The 14,149-nt window shown below is 53.1% G+C and carries 18 protein-coding genes; 4 read left to right on the forward strand and 14 right to left on the reverse strand.

The window, feature by feature from the left end:
• Nucleotides 1-21: 21 nt before the first annotated feature.
• The 10 genes from AC22LX_RS05475 to AC22LX_RS05520 form a co-directional block, all read right to left on the reverse strand.
• Entirely contained in the window at nt 22-645 is a 624-nt protein-coding gene (locus tag AC22LX_RS05475; protein ID WP_487333805.1) for a phage baseplate assembly protein V, read from the reverse strand.
• Entirely contained in the window at nt 638-1,192 is a 555-nt protein-coding gene (locus AC22LX_RS05480; RefSeq protein ID WP_487333806.1) for a hypothetical protein, read from the reverse strand. The genes AC22LX_RS05475 and AC22LX_RS05480 overlap by 8 nt, the downstream gene beginning before the upstream one ends.
• An 11-nt stretch (nt 1,193-1,203) precedes the next feature.
• Nucleotides 1,204-1,860 (reverse strand): hypothetical protein, encoded by a 657-nt coding sequence (locus AC22LX_RS05485; protein WP_487333807.1) that lies wholly within the window; start codon nt 1,858-1,860, stop codon nt 1,204-1,206.
• 1 nt (nt 1,861) lies between these two features.
• Nucleotides 1,862-2,218: a head-tail joining protein gene (locus AC22LX_RS05490; RefSeq protein WP_487333808.1), complete on the reverse strand. Its 357-nt coding sequence runs from the start codon at nt 2,216-2,218 to the stop codon at nt 1,862-1,864.
• Complete coding sequence (locus AC22LX_RS05495) at nt 2,218-2,553, reverse strand: DUF2190 family protein (protein ID WP_487333809.1); 336 nt, start codon at nt 2,551-2,553, stop codon at nt 2,218-2,220. The genes AC22LX_RS05490 and AC22LX_RS05495 overlap by 1 nt, the downstream gene beginning before the upstream one ends.
• A 69-nt stretch (nt 2,554-2,622) precedes the next feature.
• A complete protein-coding gene (locus tag AC22LX_RS05500; RefSeq protein WP_487333810.1) occupies nt 2,623-4,695 on the reverse strand; it encodes a ClpP-like prohead protease/major capsid protein fusion protein in 2,073 nt (690 codons plus the stop codon).
• A complete protein-coding gene (locus tag AC22LX_RS05505) occupies nt 4,685-6,205 on the reverse strand; it encodes a phage portal protein (RefSeq protein ID WP_487333811.1) in 1,521 nt (506 codons plus the stop codon). Before AC22LX_RS05505 ends, AC22LX_RS05500 begins: the two co-directional genes overlap by 11 nt.
• Before the next feature lie 8 nt (nt 6,206-6,213).
• Nucleotides 6,214-6,429, reverse strand: a complete 216-nt coding sequence (locus tag AC22LX_RS05510) for a hypothetical protein (protein ID WP_032723207.1) — start codon at nt 6,427-6,429, stop codon at nt 6,214-6,216.
• Nucleotides 6,426-8,546: a phage terminase large subunit family protein gene (locus tag AC22LX_RS05515; RefSeq protein WP_487333812.1), complete on the reverse strand. Its 2,121-nt coding sequence runs from the start codon at nt 8,544-8,546 to the stop codon at nt 6,426-6,428. Before AC22LX_RS05515 ends, AC22LX_RS05510 begins: the two co-directional genes overlap by 4 nt.
• The gene (locus tag AC22LX_RS05520) at nt 8,546-9,040 is read right to left on the reverse strand and encodes a DUF1441 family protein (RefSeq protein ID WP_032723211.1); all 495 of its coding nucleotides are present in this window, start codon (nt 9,038-9,040) and stop codon (nt 8,546-8,548) included. Before AC22LX_RS05520 ends, AC22LX_RS05515 begins: the two co-directional genes overlap by 1 nt.
• A gap of 303 nt (nt 9,041-9,343) precedes the next feature.
• Between AC22LX_RS05520 and AC22LX_RS05525 the strand changes: the two genes are divergently transcribed.
• A complete protein-coding gene (locus tag AC22LX_RS05525) occupies nt 9,344-9,901 on the forward strand; it encodes a YfbU family protein (protein WP_275549331.1) in 558 nt (185 codons plus the stop codon).
• 97 nt (nt 9,902-9,998) lie between these two features.
• Here the strand turns inward: AC22LX_RS05525 and AC22LX_RS05530 are convergent, their stop codons facing one another.
• The 4 genes from AC22LX_RS05530 to AC22LX_RS05545 all read right to left on the reverse strand — a co-directional run bounded on the left by AC22LX_RS05530 (nt 9,999) and on the right by AC22LX_RS05545 (nt 11,949).
• On the reverse strand, nt 9,999-10,523 hold the full coding sequence (locus AC22LX_RS05530) for a Rha family transcriptional regulator (RefSeq protein WP_275549330.1): 525 nt from the start codon (nt 10,521-10,523) through the stop codon (nt 9,999-10,001).
• Nucleotides 10,524-10,743: 220 nt separating this feature from the next.
• Nucleotides 10,744-11,211, reverse strand: coding sequence for a lysis protein (locus AC22LX_RS05535; RefSeq protein WP_487333813.1), 468 nt, complete (start codon nt 11,209-11,211; stop codon nt 10,744-10,746).
• Entirely contained in the window at nt 11,208-11,735 is a 528-nt protein-coding gene (locus AC22LX_RS05540) for a lysozyme (RefSeq protein WP_487333814.1), read from the reverse strand. The genes AC22LX_RS05535 and AC22LX_RS05540 overlap by 4 nt, the downstream gene beginning before the upstream one ends.
• The gene (locus AC22LX_RS05545; protein WP_047043761.1) at nt 11,725-11,949 is read right to left on the reverse strand and encodes a class II holin family protein; all 225 of its coding nucleotides are present in this window, start codon (nt 11,947-11,949) and stop codon (nt 11,725-11,727) included. The genes AC22LX_RS05540 and AC22LX_RS05545 overlap by 11 nt, the downstream gene beginning before the upstream one ends.
• Before the next feature lie 233 nt (nt 11,950-12,182).
• On the opposite strand from AC22LX_RS05545, the gene AC22LX_RS05550 reads away from it, so the two are divergent.
• The 3 genes from AC22LX_RS05550 (at nt 12,183) to AC22LX_RS05560 (ending at nt 13,399) form a co-directional block, all read left to right on the forward strand.
• A complete protein-coding gene (locus AC22LX_RS05550) occupies nt 12,183-12,365 on the forward strand; it encodes a type II toxin-antitoxin system HicA family toxin (protein ID WP_047043763.1) in 183 nt (60 codons plus the stop codon).
• Nucleotides 12,366-12,389: 24 nt separating this feature from the next.
• Nucleotides 12,390-12,821 (forward strand): type II toxin-antitoxin system HicB family antitoxin, encoded by a 432-nt coding sequence (locus tag AC22LX_RS05555; protein ID WP_139397592.1) that lies wholly within the window; start codon nt 12,390-12,392, stop codon nt 12,819-12,821.
• Between the two features lie 71 nt (nt 12,822-12,892).
• A complete protein-coding gene (locus tag AC22LX_RS05560; RefSeq protein WP_487333815.1) occupies nt 12,893-13,399 on the forward strand; it encodes a helix-hairpin-helix domain-containing protein in 507 nt (168 codons plus the stop codon).
• The last annotated feature ends 750 nt before the right edge of the window (nt 13,400-14,149 follow it).

Below are 14,149 nucleotides of genomic sequence, written 5' to 3' on the forward strand. Positions count from 1 at the left end.
AAAAAAACCTGCTGAAGCAGGTCACATTTTCTGATTAGGGGCATCCGTGGTGCCGCCGCCGTTCCCATTTTCTTCATGGTCGTGACGGTTAAACGTGTTACGGATGCCGCTCATTTTCCCCGCGCCGTCCGAAATTTCCTGTGTGGCACCGATATTTCCGGCCACGTTAGTATCAGCATTAATTTGCGTTACCCCCTGCACGGTCAGGGTGTCAGTAATTTCCACCGGACCGTCCAGCGTGCCTTTCCCGGTAATTTTGTAGGTGCCTCCCTCTACCAGGGTGATGGTCAGGGCATGTGCGGCTCGGTCGTAACGAATTTCCGTACCGTCGCCGTAGCGGGTGATATGTTCACTGTCGCTCCCCTCCGGTACCGGAAGCCCGCCGGTATTCCAGCCGGGAAACACCCGGCCATTATTCAGCTCACCCGCCTCCGACAGCACCGTGACCGCATCCCCCACCGCATACGGATTGGAATCCGCCCGGTTAGCGCCGGAAAATCCCTGACAGAGCGGCAGCCATGTGGTGATGATATCGCCCAGATCCACCCGGCACTTCGGAATGCCGTCATGTTTCACGGAGTGGATGACGCCGCGCCGCACGAGATTCGCCAGGCGCCGCTGTAAATCGCCCTCAATCTCACTCACCGGATGTTGCCTCATAAATCAGCTGGTAGTCGTCCACATGGGCGCGCCCGATAGCCGGCGCTTTACCAAGCCAGGCGGCTTTAAGTGGAGCATTAAGCCGCGCAAACGGATCGACACCAAAGGCCGCCGACTGGGTAAAGGAGATACGCCACACCAGGTAATCATCCATACGCGGATCAAATTCATCGCGTTCGGCGGACGTAAACACCGCGGGCTCAATATACCCCAGGCCAAACTGCTGCCCGTCAATCCACTGGGTAATGTCTGCCGCCGCCGTACGGACAAAAATTTCGGGACTGGATATCCCCGCCCCGGCAGCATCCACAACCACAAACAGATCGCAGGTCAGCCCGATATTGAGCTGCCCCTCATTTCCCCCGGCCTGCTCCCAACTGTTAATGGTGAAATACACTGCGGGCGTAACCAGACCGGAGAATCGCGGGATATTCTTTTCCGGATACGCATCAGCATCACGAACCCAGCTGATTTTTTTCAGTGCTGCAATCACCGCCTCATGGTACTGCGCCAGTAATAAAGGTTCCGCCATGGTTGTCCCCCTCAGACTGATATTTTTGCTTTTACCCGGCCACGGATATCGCTTTCAAAGTGATGCATGAAAATCTCCATTGCCTCCGCAAAGGCGTTATCCTCGATGTAGTTCAGCATCGGCTCATAAATATCGATTTCCGCCTCGTGGGTCCTCCGGGTGTCAGGATCACGAATCACCACCGTTCGCCGGTTCTCCCTGCGGGAGCGTGCCACTTCCCCGTTTTCAAACGTCCGGGGAGACAGCAGGCTACCTTTGGGTGTGAATCCCGCGTTTTCAGCCTGGCGGCGCGCCTTAATAAACCGCCCCGTGGCTTTATCCCGCCGGGAGTGGTGGGGTCTTACCCGGCCATTAATCCGCCCCTTCAGGTCTTTGACCTTGATGGCATTCAGGCCAAACCAGAGACGGAAGTTATCCAGTTGTGACCCACGATCAAGGCGGAATGACAACAGACGACGGCGGACCAGATTAAGGCTGCGGGGAGCCAGTCCCGTTTTCAGGTCAGCCATCGCCTTCTTGCGTAACGTTGCCGCCGTTCGCCGCAGCGCGCGGGAATAAGCCGCCCGAAACTGCTTTTGTGTCGCACCCACTTTTTCAGCAATACGCCAGATAGCATCAACATCGATATCGACGGGCAAATCCCGCCGCAGTCTGGTTTCACGGGACATATCAACTCCACTTGTCGATTTCCGGCTGTGGCTTACCCGGCTCACCGTAGGCCAGCGTCACCCGCGTCCGCCCTTCTTCATCCGTCCCGACATGGGTCACGCGGTACGGCATACCGTTCACCACCACACCATCGTGCTTTGCGAGTCCCTGAATATCCGCTGTCATGGCGCTGAAGGCCGGAGCATGATCCTGAATTTCGCCGCCGCCCGGCACGCTGACCGGCGTATCCGGCGATTCGAAAATCACCACCACCGCCCGTTTCTCCTGACCGATAGTAAGCAGCGCCGGAATTTCCTCCGCAAATGCCCGGGAGATCCGGGCATCCGCGTTTAACAGGCGTTGACGAAAGCGGTTCATCAGTAACCCAGCCGTACCGGAATAGCGTCGTCCCCCACGTCAGCAGCCGCCCATGCGGTGCCGGCAAGGGGATTCGGGGCAGCAGCCTCACCCGCAGCGACCGTCAGTTTCCCGTCGGCGAAGTAAAGTTTCTGTCCGATGGTAACGGCTTCCGCCGCTTTGGGCAGAACAAACACACCGGCAGTGTGCAGTACCCCCCACGAACCGGCCGGGATCATATCGTGGGCGACCCCCACCAGCCCGCCTGACAGCACAGCATCACCCGACTGAATATCCTCAGCACCCGCATTCTCAAAATCGATTGTCCGGCCATCCTGCTGATAGTTCTTTGCCATTTTTTTCTCCAGAAATAAAAAGAGCAGCTGGCGCCGCTCCGGAATAAAAAATCCGTCAGATGACGGTTGTTATTTTTTGGTGGCTTTAACCAGACCGCGCCAGTCGAGCGGCGCCACACCGGCGTCAATTCGCACCTTGAAGGCTGCCCCGTCCACGGTGAAACCCTGTTGCTGCTCCAGATAGGGTGTATCAATACCGTCAAGATACGCCACCTCGATGGTGTCGCGGCCCTGCGCCGCTGCCAGGTAGTAGTCTGTCGGACTGCTGTCATCCAGGCGGGCCTCTGACAGAACCGTCACAAAGTTCTGGATCGGGTTATTGATGCCACTGTTAACATCAGCCCCCGGTACGCTGGCAGATTTAATCAACTGATTCGCGCGGGATTCAATCGCCACTGGCGTCAGCATAAAGGCCGGACGAATATTGAGACGGCGCTCACCGGATTTTTGTAACAGCATCGCCTGACGGCCGGCATCAAGCCCTTCGATGCTCAGATCAGAAGAGACCAGGTTGCCGTGGTCAGCATGGAACAACGGTTTACCGTCCGACATTTTTGGGTTACTGGTCAGCACAGCCCAGACCAGGTCACCGACGGTTGCACGCGCAGCGCCCCCCATCGCCATTGGAATGCGGGTCAGCATATCCATATCGTCGTTAATGATGGTCTGGCGATCGATACTGAAGAGCTCGCCATAAGTCGCCAGCGCAATGGGCTCACCACGATCTTTCAGGGTGACGTATTTGTATTCCGCTCCGGCACGCACTTTGCGCAGCGTAGGGAAAGAATCCAGCCCTGCGCGGTGCGCGGTTTTGAAATCGGTCAGCGTACCCTTGCGGGTCCACTGGTCGAAGGTTTCACTGGCTTCATCCCAGCCCATCAGCGCGGCTTTATGAGCCACATCCATCAGGATGTTGCCAAAATCGCTGCTGCTGTGGGTAAACGCCAGCCCCACCATCGCAAGAGGGGACGAGTGGCCGGAGATACCAATGCCGCGATCCACCAGCGAGGCGCGCGCCAGCTCACGCAGGGTGTATCCGTTGTAGGCATTGTCTTTTTCAGACTGGGCATACCCGGCACGGGTCATAATCGCAGCGCGGATGGAGTCGCCGACCAGATTACCGTTGCCGGCATAGAGATGAATCGCGCCCGGACCTGCACTCGGGGTAGTGCCTGCCGCCAGGGCCTGCAGCAGCTTATCGCGGGCTTTTTCAGCACTGCAGGTAAAGTCCGCCAGGCATTCCGCTTTCAGCGTCGCGAAGGTAGGGAACGCCTCAAACACAGAAGAAACAGCATTCACGCGCTCCGCGTTCGCCGTCTGCATCTGCAGCTGAAGTTGCTGAGCCAGCGCAGTGATATCGATATTTGCCATCTGCGGCGCGGGCTGTTGTGGCGGGTTAAGGTTTGCCTGTACCGGCACAGGTTGCTGAACCGGAGCCTGCTGTTGTGGCTGGTTCACAGGAGCTTCAGCACGCGGCGTAAAAAGGGATTTAATCTGTTCTGGCATATTCTGGTAATCCTTCAGTTTATTTTCATTCACACAGGCCGCGGCCTGCAGTTCAGGTTCAAGCGTATCGGCGAAACCTTTTTCCACCGCCTCGGCGCCGTTAAGCCATGTCTCCGCTTTCAGCATCGCCTCCAGCTCTTCCTGCCCCAGTCCGGTTTTGTTCATGTAGGCACTGAGCATCAGGGCTTCATTTCGGTCCAGCCAGTCGGCATAGTCGCGCATATCGTCAGAATCACCCGCGATACCACCCCATGGTTTGTGAACCATCAGCCAGGCGTTTTCCGGCATATGGACCGTGGCTCCAGGCAGACAGACAATCATCGACGCCATACTGGCCGCCACACCATCCACCCAGATGTCCACCTTCGCTTTCAGCCGCGACAGCGTGTTGTAGATAGCAAAGCCCTGCATCACATCGCCGCCGGGACTGTGGATATGCAAATCCACCGCACTGGCCTCAAATACACCCGCCTCTTTACAGTCAGTGACGAACTGCTGGGCCGTAATCCCCCAGCCGCCGATCACGTCATAAAGGAAGATTTCAACGCGCCCGGCGGCCAGCGCACGAATTTCGTACCAGCACTGGCCGTTTGCCGCATCGACACCCGCCAGGCTGGCCCGGGGATTAATCATCATCGTCCGGCTCATGCCGGGTATTGCTCGTTTTTGCCGTTGCATCTGGCATCGCTCCTTTGTCATTGGCGGCGTCAGAATCAAACACCAGCCCGTGTTGACGGTTGAATTCAGTTTCCCGCAGACGCTGGCGCTTAACCTCCTGAGGGTTCTGGCCACGGGCGCGCGTCCACTCCGCCTCGGTACCTGCACCACCCCGTACAATCGCTTTCCACGCAGTTGCCTCTTTGCCCGGATCAATCCATGGCATGACCGGGCCGAGATAAAGCGCGTTATAGAGGGATTTGGGATCCACATCCGGCGGGACATCGATACCACTCAGTAACGCCATCGCCAGCCATGCCCGGTAAACCGGGCGGCTGTGCTGGCCGACAAACCACTGCTGCAGAACGTTGTACCCTTCGAAACTCTCCACCAGTTCCTGCCGTTGTGAGCTGTAAGTGCCGTTATAGTCGCGGGCAATGCTGGAGTAACTGCCGCGTGTACCGGCGGCCACAGCCCGCATCTGCCCGTTGCGGAATTCGTAGAGATGGACGTTAGGGCGGTTTGACTCCACCATGCCGAGGTCTTCGCCGGGGCGGAGTTCGTCATAAATCATGCCTGGCGCGATATCGTAATGGCGCTGGCCGCCGGGCGCAGAAAACTCCCCCTCATCGCCCATCGACTGTGCATCACCGCGTTTGATATAGAAGCCCAGCGCAGCAGCAATTCGTGCCGCCACGCGTTCGCTCTCTTCATAGTCTTTGATATCAGAAAGGCGGGTAATCACCCCATGGATCAGACTGATGCCACGTAGCTGGTGCAGGCGCTTACGCTGTGCCAGGTGAAGCATGTTGTCAGCGGAGATCGTTTTCAGTTCAGCACTGAAGCGCGTCATGTTTGCCGGGTGGTATTTGTAAACCCGGTACCCGACGGGACGCCCCCAGTCGTTCACAATGATGCCCTGGCGAATCTGCTGGCCTGCGGTGCTGTTAAGGTTGAACGGCACAAAATCCGCTTCAAGCATTTCCAGCGAGAACGGTACGGAGGTGGCATACTGCAGGCCCGGCACATTCCCCCTGACCAGTTGCGTGAACACCTCGCCGTCACGCAGCGCTGAACGTAATAACAGACGCTCGGCTTCAGGACGGGTAAACATCCCGGTTACCTCAGGACGCACAGACCACTCCGCCCAGAGCGCGGAAAGCTGCCCGGCAAAATCAGAATGAAGATTGCCCTCCAGATCGAGAGGCTGAGGCTCGACATGGATGCCGTGGGCACCAATTACCCGGTCTTCCATTTTGTCGAACAGGCCAATCACCAGATCATGGTTTTCATCCAGCCACCGGGCCTGCTCCCGCAGGGACTGACCCGCTGCAAACACAGCGGTATCCGCAGACTGGGTTTGTTTTTTCGCTTTGTGCAGACGCGACGGGTTTGCCGCTTCATACGCATTAAGCCGGAGACGATCCCGTGCGCGTGCCGCTGCCCACCCGGGGGAAATGGCCCCCAGTGTTCTTTCAAGAATGCCCATAAGACGCCCTACAGAAATTTAGCGAGTTTGTACGAACCACCGCGGTTATTGGCTGCCCGCCAGCGTCGCTCCCAGTAATCAAGCTCTTCGCGCAGCGCTTTCGGATCGTGATTGGTAATGGCGCGACCGTTCACGCCAGTGAAGGAGATACTTTTGCCGTCAAGGGAGTCCTGATAGGCCTGCCGCACCATCATCAGCGTTTTTAGGAGATCCTCTTTTGTCACAACCAGCCTCCCTTACCGGAAGACCCCAGCCAGCTGCCGGACAGATCTTTTTTCTGTTCAGGCTCAGCCGGAACAGGCGACTGAGCGGCTTTTGTATTTTTCACGGTTATCTCCCGGGGTCGTTCCCCTTCAAAAATATTTGGATTCATATCCTGCGTCTCAGCCCATGCTGGCGGTTTTTCCCAGTCACGGATTTTTTCGTATCCACGCAGGACCGCCACGGCGTGGGCATAACAGAAGAGGTCAAAGGCTTCGTTGGCACCCTTACCGGGTTTACGCCATTTACCGTCAACACCGCGCTCTTCGTAGGTCAGTTCTTCATAAAACCATTCGCCCAGCCAGTCAGGAAAATGGATATACCCGGCTCCGGGTGTTTCCCTGTCCAGGTTGTTGCTGAGCTGGTCCTTAAGCAGATCGGTCTGCAACAGATACACCGGCACCTCGCCGCGGGCATCTGCCCGGCGGTCACTGCGTTCGGTATTATTCGGGTGGGTTTTAGTAATGATTTTCTGGCGCTTTGCACTGTCGCCCTTGATCAGGTAGACACGCTTACCCAGTCCATCTCGCCGGCACTGGCGCCAGAATTTATACGCGTTATCGGTCACACCTTCTTCACCGCCACTGTCGACAGCCATCGCCAGCACTGGCATACGCCGCACCGGATCAGACTGCAGCGCATAGGTTTTTTCCAGAACATCGGAGACCAGCAACTGCCAGTCCTCCGGATAGGCCCCCGGATGGATCGGCTCTGCCTCACCATGCTCATTACAACGCAGGGACTGGCGGAGGTTGTAACGGTCCACCAGCCAGCGCTCACCGTTTTCGCCGTAGCCAATAATCTGCACGACGAAACGGCGCTTTTTGCCGCCCTGAACGTCGACAGCCGCCAGCAGGAAACGCACCTTAGCCGGTACCAGGCGCTTACCGTAATCCTCCGCCCGCTGCAACAGGACATCAGCGCGTCGCTGTTCGCTGGCTGCCCGCGGCAGGTACGGTAATCCCCAGTCGGTGTTAATCACCGCTTTCAGGGTTTCTTCACTGCCCGTGGCCTCGTATTCCTGTTCAGCGGTCAGCAGTTTATAGACCAGTTGAGCCCAGGTCTGGTACGCAGCCGCAGGGCCCTCCATCCAGAAACTGGCAATTCGTGAACGGCGCGGCTCGCCGGAAATATCACCGTCACGATCAATACTCTGCCCCTCACGAAGCCAGATCCCGACGCCGTTAAGCTCACGTTTTTTATCGGCGGTGATAATGCCGCTGCAGTGCGGACAAAGCAGGTGCGCCGCCTCACTGGCTTTAACCGGGTCCGGTTCATCCCGGTAGCCGGTCATAGCCTCCATTGCCGGCTGAAAATATTCCCCACAGTGCGGACATGGCCAGTACCAGCGACGACGATCGCCGCGGTTATATAAAGACAGGATCCCGGTTGTTGGCGGTGCCTCATGGGGTGACTGGCGACGCCACTTACTGTCACGGATATCCCGACCGGGGGAACTTTCCACCAGCGTCATCCCGGCGGACATAAAGGTGGTAGTACGTTTGGAGGCCAGAGAAAAGCCATCGCCCTCACCATCAATATCTTCCGGGAAGCGATCGTAATCCGTCAGCGCCACACATTTAAAATCCGACGATGACATGACGTTAATGGAGGGCCAGCCGATTTTCAGGAAGCTACCTGAAAGGAAATATTTGTCATGTACGTTATTGTCATTTCGTCTGGGGCTGAGACATTTTTTGACTTCGGGGCTGCAGCGAAACGTTCTGGCAAGACGCTTTTTCGAATGCTCCTGCGCTTTGTCCTGTGTCATCTGCACCAACAGCATATCGGACGGATCACAGACAATGTTGTAAACCACCCAGCCATCAATCAGGCCGTTAGTTTTCCCCGTTCGCGCAGGACCGACAAATATCACCGCATCATATTCACGGGACGCCAGACAGTTCATCGGTTCCAGAACATACGGCGCTACCATCGGGTCCCACGGTACCGAGTTACCACCGGACGTCGGTACGCGCATAAATTTTGCCACTGCTTCGGCAACTGGCATCCTTCGGGGTGCCTGAATCAACTGGCCAGTATCCTTTTTAAGTGACAGCGCCGTGGCCTGTACCGACATTATTCCTCCTCCGGGATGCCCTCCTCTGCTTTCTCTTCGTCACTCATGATTCTCCGGGCAATTTCATCACGGAGATCGTCGATAATCGACTGGACGCGGGAAACCGCCGCAGGATTCAGCGCACAATCACGTTCAAGAATGTCCGGTAACGTCTCAAGAACCTGCACCATGGCTTTTGCCATCTCAGCAAACTCACGCGCCACATCAGACGCCGGGATCAGTTCGCCTACCTCCTGTTCAAATTTCAGACGCTCACGTTCAGACTGATACCAGGCTTTTCGGTCCTGCGGTTCCATTTCGCCTTCCGCTACCGGCGCAGGCATTTTCATCAGCTCAGCAAGAACATCCGTCAGGCCATACAGCTTCAGGTTACTGTCATTGCCACCTGCCGGACGGACATTCTTTAATCTGGCGGACACCGTCTGACGATGGACGCCGGACAATGCAGCCAGCTGGCTGACGTTAAGTTGCAGCCGCTTTAATTCATGGTCCATGCAAGGCTCCAGTGATGAACAAAAAACAAACAAATTCGACACCGGAGAAATTTTTCCCCCGATGTTTCAATAAATTGAAGTGGTGGTGATGGCCGATAAAAATGCAAAAATTTGGCTTTTTCCGCGTGTTGCCAGCCCCTCGGTGTTCAGAATCGCCAGGAGGACCCGCAAAAATAAGAGATATTCTCAAATAAAAAGAGAGCAGCGTCATGCTGGGGCCATTAATGTCTTGAAACTTAAGGGTGCAGCAGTATCTTCATTTATGCCCTGGAGGCATTTTTAGACTATAAGGAAAAGAATTGTATGAAATACACTCAGCAAGAAAAATTACAAATTCAAATGCTCACGGAAATTTTTCGTGCCCTTGAAATCGAAAATTCATTTGATCCTGATCTTATTGATGAAGCTGTAAGCACCGACAACTACTGGGCTCTGTCATGGCAATACTCTAGCCTTGACACGGGTGAAGAAAACCCGCAGGAAGTCAAACTGTTTGTTGACGTTGTCGATATGTACGAAATCCTTAAATATACTTATGAACGTTTCAGTGCCGAGGATAAAGCAGAAGTAGCAGAGGCTATTCCACATTTCAATGAGAACACATCCCTGTCGTTCCCAGGATTTGACGGTAACAATGAAACAGAATATCTCGTTATTGGTGGAATCCTGAAACGTATGGGCCGTTTTTCCGGCAAAGACGAACTGACACGTAATTCACACAGCCCAGCAGTAGATATTTACCGCAGAATGCTTGAGGTTTTCTTACCTGCTCGAGCAAACACATGGATGTATCAAGTAGGGATTTCAAAGGAGGATTTTATTAAAACATTAAATGCACGTATCCATCCAGAGAATCGTTAAGATTGTAATGCCCGTCAAAACGGGCATTATCACAGCACTCAGCGAGTGCCTGCTGTAATGCTTAGTCTTAATTATGTAGGTCGCACTACTCTTAACATTAATAAATCAGCAAGTCAGGTTGTGTTACCTGCATGATATGTTCATGCTCCAGCGCCAACACATACTTCTCTTTCTTTCGTTCATTCATCAGCCGGCTGCCTATCGTCCCTTTCAGTTTTGAGCGAGTTTCCTTAATAACGTAGCGGTGCTGCATTTCCTCCCCCATAGCCAGACGTCGTTTCAATTGTTCAGCCATCCAGTTAAAAGCGGAGATATAACTCTCCTTTATCGCGGTAGCTGATTTACCAGTAAAGCCCATGACGAGCATCATCCACCCATCTTTCGTGATGTTGTACATCAGACGCATCTCGCCCTTTTTATCGATGTATTCAACGGGCTCAAAATTGAGCCGGTTGAAATCCGGAGAACATTCACTTTCAAGCCGCTTGATAGCACGAAGAACGTTTTTATGCGCTTTGCAAAAATAACAAGCGACTTTAAGCGACGTAGTAATCACTTTATTCCCTGATGGGACAACCATTTCACTGAAGTCGAAGGCTGGAATAACTGACAGATTATTCATGGCGTTTTTACCTTTCTTTGAGATGAACCTTTGCCGCAATAGAAATCAGCCCACCGAAGGCTCGCCAGCTCAAACTGACTTCCTCAAAGGCTCATTTCAAAGGGTAGGTTCGGTGTTGTCATATGCGCATTGCGGCGCGCGTTTACTGCGGATACTAAAAGGGCCCGCATAGGGCCATTTTCTTGAAAGTCACTTGTCAAACTTCAGAGGGATAAATAATTTATTTCTGACACTGCGTGTTGATGTACTCCTGCAAAACCATCAATGCTGATTGATCTCGCTTGATACCGGCTCGAATACCGAGAACGTTTCGTCCAGCAACTGAAGAGAGTTCGACGGTGGCAGCATCGCCCATGCTGGCGGTGCTGGTGGTTTGGGTTGTGGCAGACACTGGACACTTGCCTTTGACGAGCACCCGACCACCAGCATCAAGCTTACGCTGCAAAGCATCATTCTCAGATTTCGCATCTGCTAACTCCCTTGTGTATCTGGCATCCAATGCGGCAACGTCACGCTGCCGGGTTTGCATGTCGGTGATGGTAGCGTTCGCCAAGTCCAGCGCCTGGGTCTTTACGTCACGCTGCCTTTTGTATTTTGTTGCGGAGGTATGGTAGTGATTTGCAAGCCAGCCCAGATAAACTATCAAACAGATAATCGCGGAGTAGATAATGGTGGTTATACGGCTCATTGCTCTATCCCCCAGCACGTTAACGCACTTTCTTGGTCCCGGCGGGATACTTGCCCATAGCAATTATTAGAGCGTATGCGGCAATCCTTTCCACCGTCCTTAATCCACCAGCGAATCGCTTCGCACGCACCTTTACGGTCTCCGGCGTTAATCCGCTGATAGAACGTTGACGGGAAACATTTACCAGGGCCGATGTTATACGGACAGAATGAGGCAATGCCGACTTTCTGCGGCGGTGTCAGTGGAGCATGGATATTACGATCCACCCATGCCAACGCTTTGTCGCGCTCGATGGCGTTAATCTTTTTACACTGCGCCTCGGTTGCAGTCTGGCCTTTCACAACACGCTTACCACCAATGACCGTCACACCGTGGCATAACGACCAGACGCCGCCCGGATCGGCAACAGCTACCAGCGCGTTGCCTTCCTTCTCACTGATGAACTGATCAAAGAGTTGCGGAGCAGTAGCACCAGCAGCAATCAGCCCCAGCATAGCGGCACTAAGTTTCGCTTTATTTCCCATCAACACTCCGTGCCGCCTTGCGCCGGTCATCTTTAATTTTGAAGTACAGATTTGTCAGGTACGTAAGCAAGCCGAAAAGTAGGCTGCCAAGTACGCCAATGGCTGCCCATTGTGATGGACTGACCCTATCCAGCATCTGAAGCATCCAGAACCCGGCGTTTCCAGCTGATGTGCCATAGGCAATGCCAGTTGTTAGTTTGTCCATGCGATACATACTCTCACCTCGCTGTGTGCGGGTGCTGTGCGTGTGTTTGAAGGGGTCAGGCTCATCGGGCTGATTTATCAACAAACCGTATCAATGATGATTCCCGTGAGCCTGATTAAGGGAATAACCCACCAGCAAGGCAGGTAAATTAATATTGAATTCAAATAAAACACACCAATACACACAAAACCCTTGCCTCGTGTGTATTGGTGTGTATAATAAGAATCAGGCCAGGAGGGAATATGAAATCGACTGACCTGATAAAGGAATTGATAGCCGCCGGATGTGAACTCAAAAGGCAAGGGAAAGGCAGTCACCAGATATGGTGGTCGCCGATAACGGGAAAAACATTCCCGGTTCCACACCCTAAGGGCAACCTACCGATCGGCACCATCAAATCCATCAAGAAAACGGCGGGGATCTAATCCCCGCCACCTTTGGAGGTTACTATGTTCTTTTCAGTGGGCGTCGAAACGCCAAAAGATGAAAACACCGCCTACGGTATGATTGTTCCTGCGTTTTCAGCTTATGAGATGGGTTGCTTCTCCGCCGCTGATACACAGGACCAGATCGCGCCAATGGTTAAAGAAGCCATTCTCTTAAGCGTTGAGTGTCTGATCGAAGATGCCGGGCGCAGCGTCGATGAAATCAAAGACGCCGGTTACATGGTGTATGCAGCTAACCCAGAATATAAGGACTTTGACAGCTGGTTCATGGTTGAAGTTGATTTGTCTGAGTTTGAAGGCAAACCACAACGTATCAATATTTCACTGCCTGATACACTGATTAAGCGCATCGACAATGCCGTAAAGGGTAACGCTAGCTATCGTGACAGAAGCCATTTCCTGGCTGAAGCAGCACGCCATGAACTAAAAAGCTAATTCTTAATCACCGGGGCACTGGATAGAGCCCTGGTACAAATAACTCTCTTATTAAAAAAAGAAACAAGATCATGAGTATTTTCTTAACAAGCACCCAAGAATCTTATGGATTACTCTGCTCACAAGACAGTTATGCTTCTTGCCTCCGCTTCTTCGAGCCTAGAGGTGTGCATGTGGAGCAATTAGGCGAGAAGACACTGGAACAGTTAGTGTCGAAAGCGTATCTCAATACACCACATGATGTATTTTCCTTGACTGCAGGCAAACTTTGCGGCCTTCCGCAGTGTGGACCGAAACAGGCCCAGATTCTGGTCAATGGAATTCACCAAGCACGAAACACAACACTCACCAGACTACTATTTGCATTCGGTATCTATGGTATAGAAGAGCATTCGGCCTACTCTCTTGCTGGTAAGTTCAATAACCTGAGAGCCATTCAAAGTGCAGATATACATTCGCTTAAAAAATTGCTTCCAGAAAGTTCGGCAGTGAATCTATACAACTTTTTTCGTCATCAGGACAACATTTCAGCCATTGAGAAACTCATGAGTGAGATCACAATTGTCTCCCCAATGTAACAAAAGCAAGCTTAAATAATATCGCGTTAAAAGCTCTGTGGTTGAAATACGCCGAACGTGGCGCGGATGTAAAAAAGCCCCGCGTCATAACGAGGCTTGTAACCGGTTTAATCGGGATATCGAAGAGGACCAGCCAGAATTACTACTTCTTCATCATGGCAAATGTCATCACTCCTGGTCAGGCTCCAAACGCCTATAACGTCACTTCCTGTTCTGACATCCTGGAATATCTCATTGGTGAAATACGCAATCTCAGAAATGCCGCTATGTTGAATCCAGTAAAACCCCTCTTCCATATCCGCCTCCTAATGCTTTTAAGCAGTATATGACGGACTACAGCGGGGAGCAGGATTAAAAATGCTCTGTATTTCTATAGGGCGGTATGGTGCCGGGTGCCTCCCGGTGAATCAGCCAGCAAACTGACCCGCGTTTGACAAGGAAATATGGAGAATGTTTACAGTAACTGAACGCTCAGCCGCACAGGGAAATTCACCGACAGGCAAACCTAACACAGCAGAAACAAAAGCCGGGTTAGCTATTTGTTTAAAAATAATCTAGTAATTACGACGATATGACAGGGGTACTGATGCAATGCATCTCGCGAATACCCCTGTCGTATCGCCGGAAAGCAAAAACCCCGCGCCGGCGGGGTTCTCGATATAGTCAAATTGTCGCTTTTTGTCGCTGCCTAGTGGCGCAGCTCTGCCAAGCATGAATGGATTATCTAATTTTTTGGCCCGTTTTCAACAT

The organism is Klebsiella sp. PK01 (genome assembly GCF_057624675.1).

Excerpts from the sequence above, each read along its gene's own strand:
- AC22LX_RS05480 (WP_487333806.1), bottom strand. The coding sequence starts at position 1,192 with ATGGCGGAACCTTTATTACTGGCGCAGTACCATGAGGCGGTGATTGCA.
- AC22LX_RS05485 (WP_487333807.1), bottom strand. The coding sequence starts at position 1,860 with ATGTCCCGTGAAACCAGACTGCGGCGGGATTTGCCCGTCGATATCGAT.
- AC22LX_RS05490 (WP_487333808.1), bottom strand. The coding sequence starts at position 2,218 with ATGAACCGCTTTCGTCAACGCCTGTTAAACGCGGATGCCCGGATCTCC.
- AC22LX_RS05495 (WP_487333809.1), bottom strand. The coding sequence starts at position 2,553 with ATGGCAAAGAACTATCAGCAGGATGGCCGGACAATCGATTTTGAGAAT.
- AC22LX_RS05500 (WP_487333810.1), bottom strand. The coding sequence starts at position 4,695 with ATGATGATTAATCCCCGGGCCAGCCTGGCGGGTGTCGATGCGGCAAAC.
- AC22LX_RS05505 (WP_487333811.1), bottom strand. The coding sequence starts at position 6,205 with ATGGGCATTCTTGAAAGAACACTGGGGGCCATTTCCCCCGGGTGGGCA.
- AC22LX_RS05515 (WP_487333812.1), bottom strand. The coding sequence starts at position 8,546 with ATGTCGGTACAGGCCACGGCGCTGTCACTTAAAAAGGATACTGGCCAG.
- AC22LX_RS05520 (WP_032723211.1), bottom strand. The coding sequence starts at position 9,040 with ATGGACCATGAATTAAAGCGGCTGCAACTTAACGTCAGCCAGCTGGCT.
- AC22LX_RS05525 (WP_275549331.1), top strand. The coding sequence starts at position 9,344 with ATGAAATACACTCAGCAAGAAAAATTACAAATTCAAATGCTCACGGAA.
- AC22LX_RS05530 (WP_275549330.1), bottom strand. The coding sequence starts at position 10,523 with ATGAATAATCTGTCAGTTATTCCAGCCTTCGACTTCAGTGAAATGGTT.
- AC22LX_RS05535 (WP_487333813.1), bottom strand. The coding sequence starts at position 11,211 with ATGAGCCGTATAACCACCATTATCTACTCCGCGATTATCTGTTTGATA.
- AC22LX_RS05540 (WP_487333814.1), bottom strand. The coding sequence starts at position 11,735 with ATGGGAAATAAAGCGAAACTTAGTGCCGCTATGCTGGGGCTGATTGCT.
- AC22LX_RS05545 (WP_047043761.1), bottom strand. The coding sequence starts at position 11,949 with ATGTATCGCATGGACAAACTAACAACTGGCATTGCCTATGGCACATCA.
- AC22LX_RS05550 (WP_047043763.1), top strand. The coding sequence starts at position 12,183 with ATGAAATCGACTGACCTGATAAAGGAATTGATAGCCGCCGGATGTGAA.
- AC22LX_RS05555 (WP_139397592.1), top strand. The coding sequence starts at position 12,390 with ATGTTCTTTTCAGTGGGCGTCGAAACGCCAAAAGATGAAAACACCGCC.
- AC22LX_RS05560 (WP_487333815.1), top strand. The coding sequence starts at position 12,893 with ATGAGTATTTTCTTAACAAGCACCCAAGAATCTTATGGATTACTCTGC.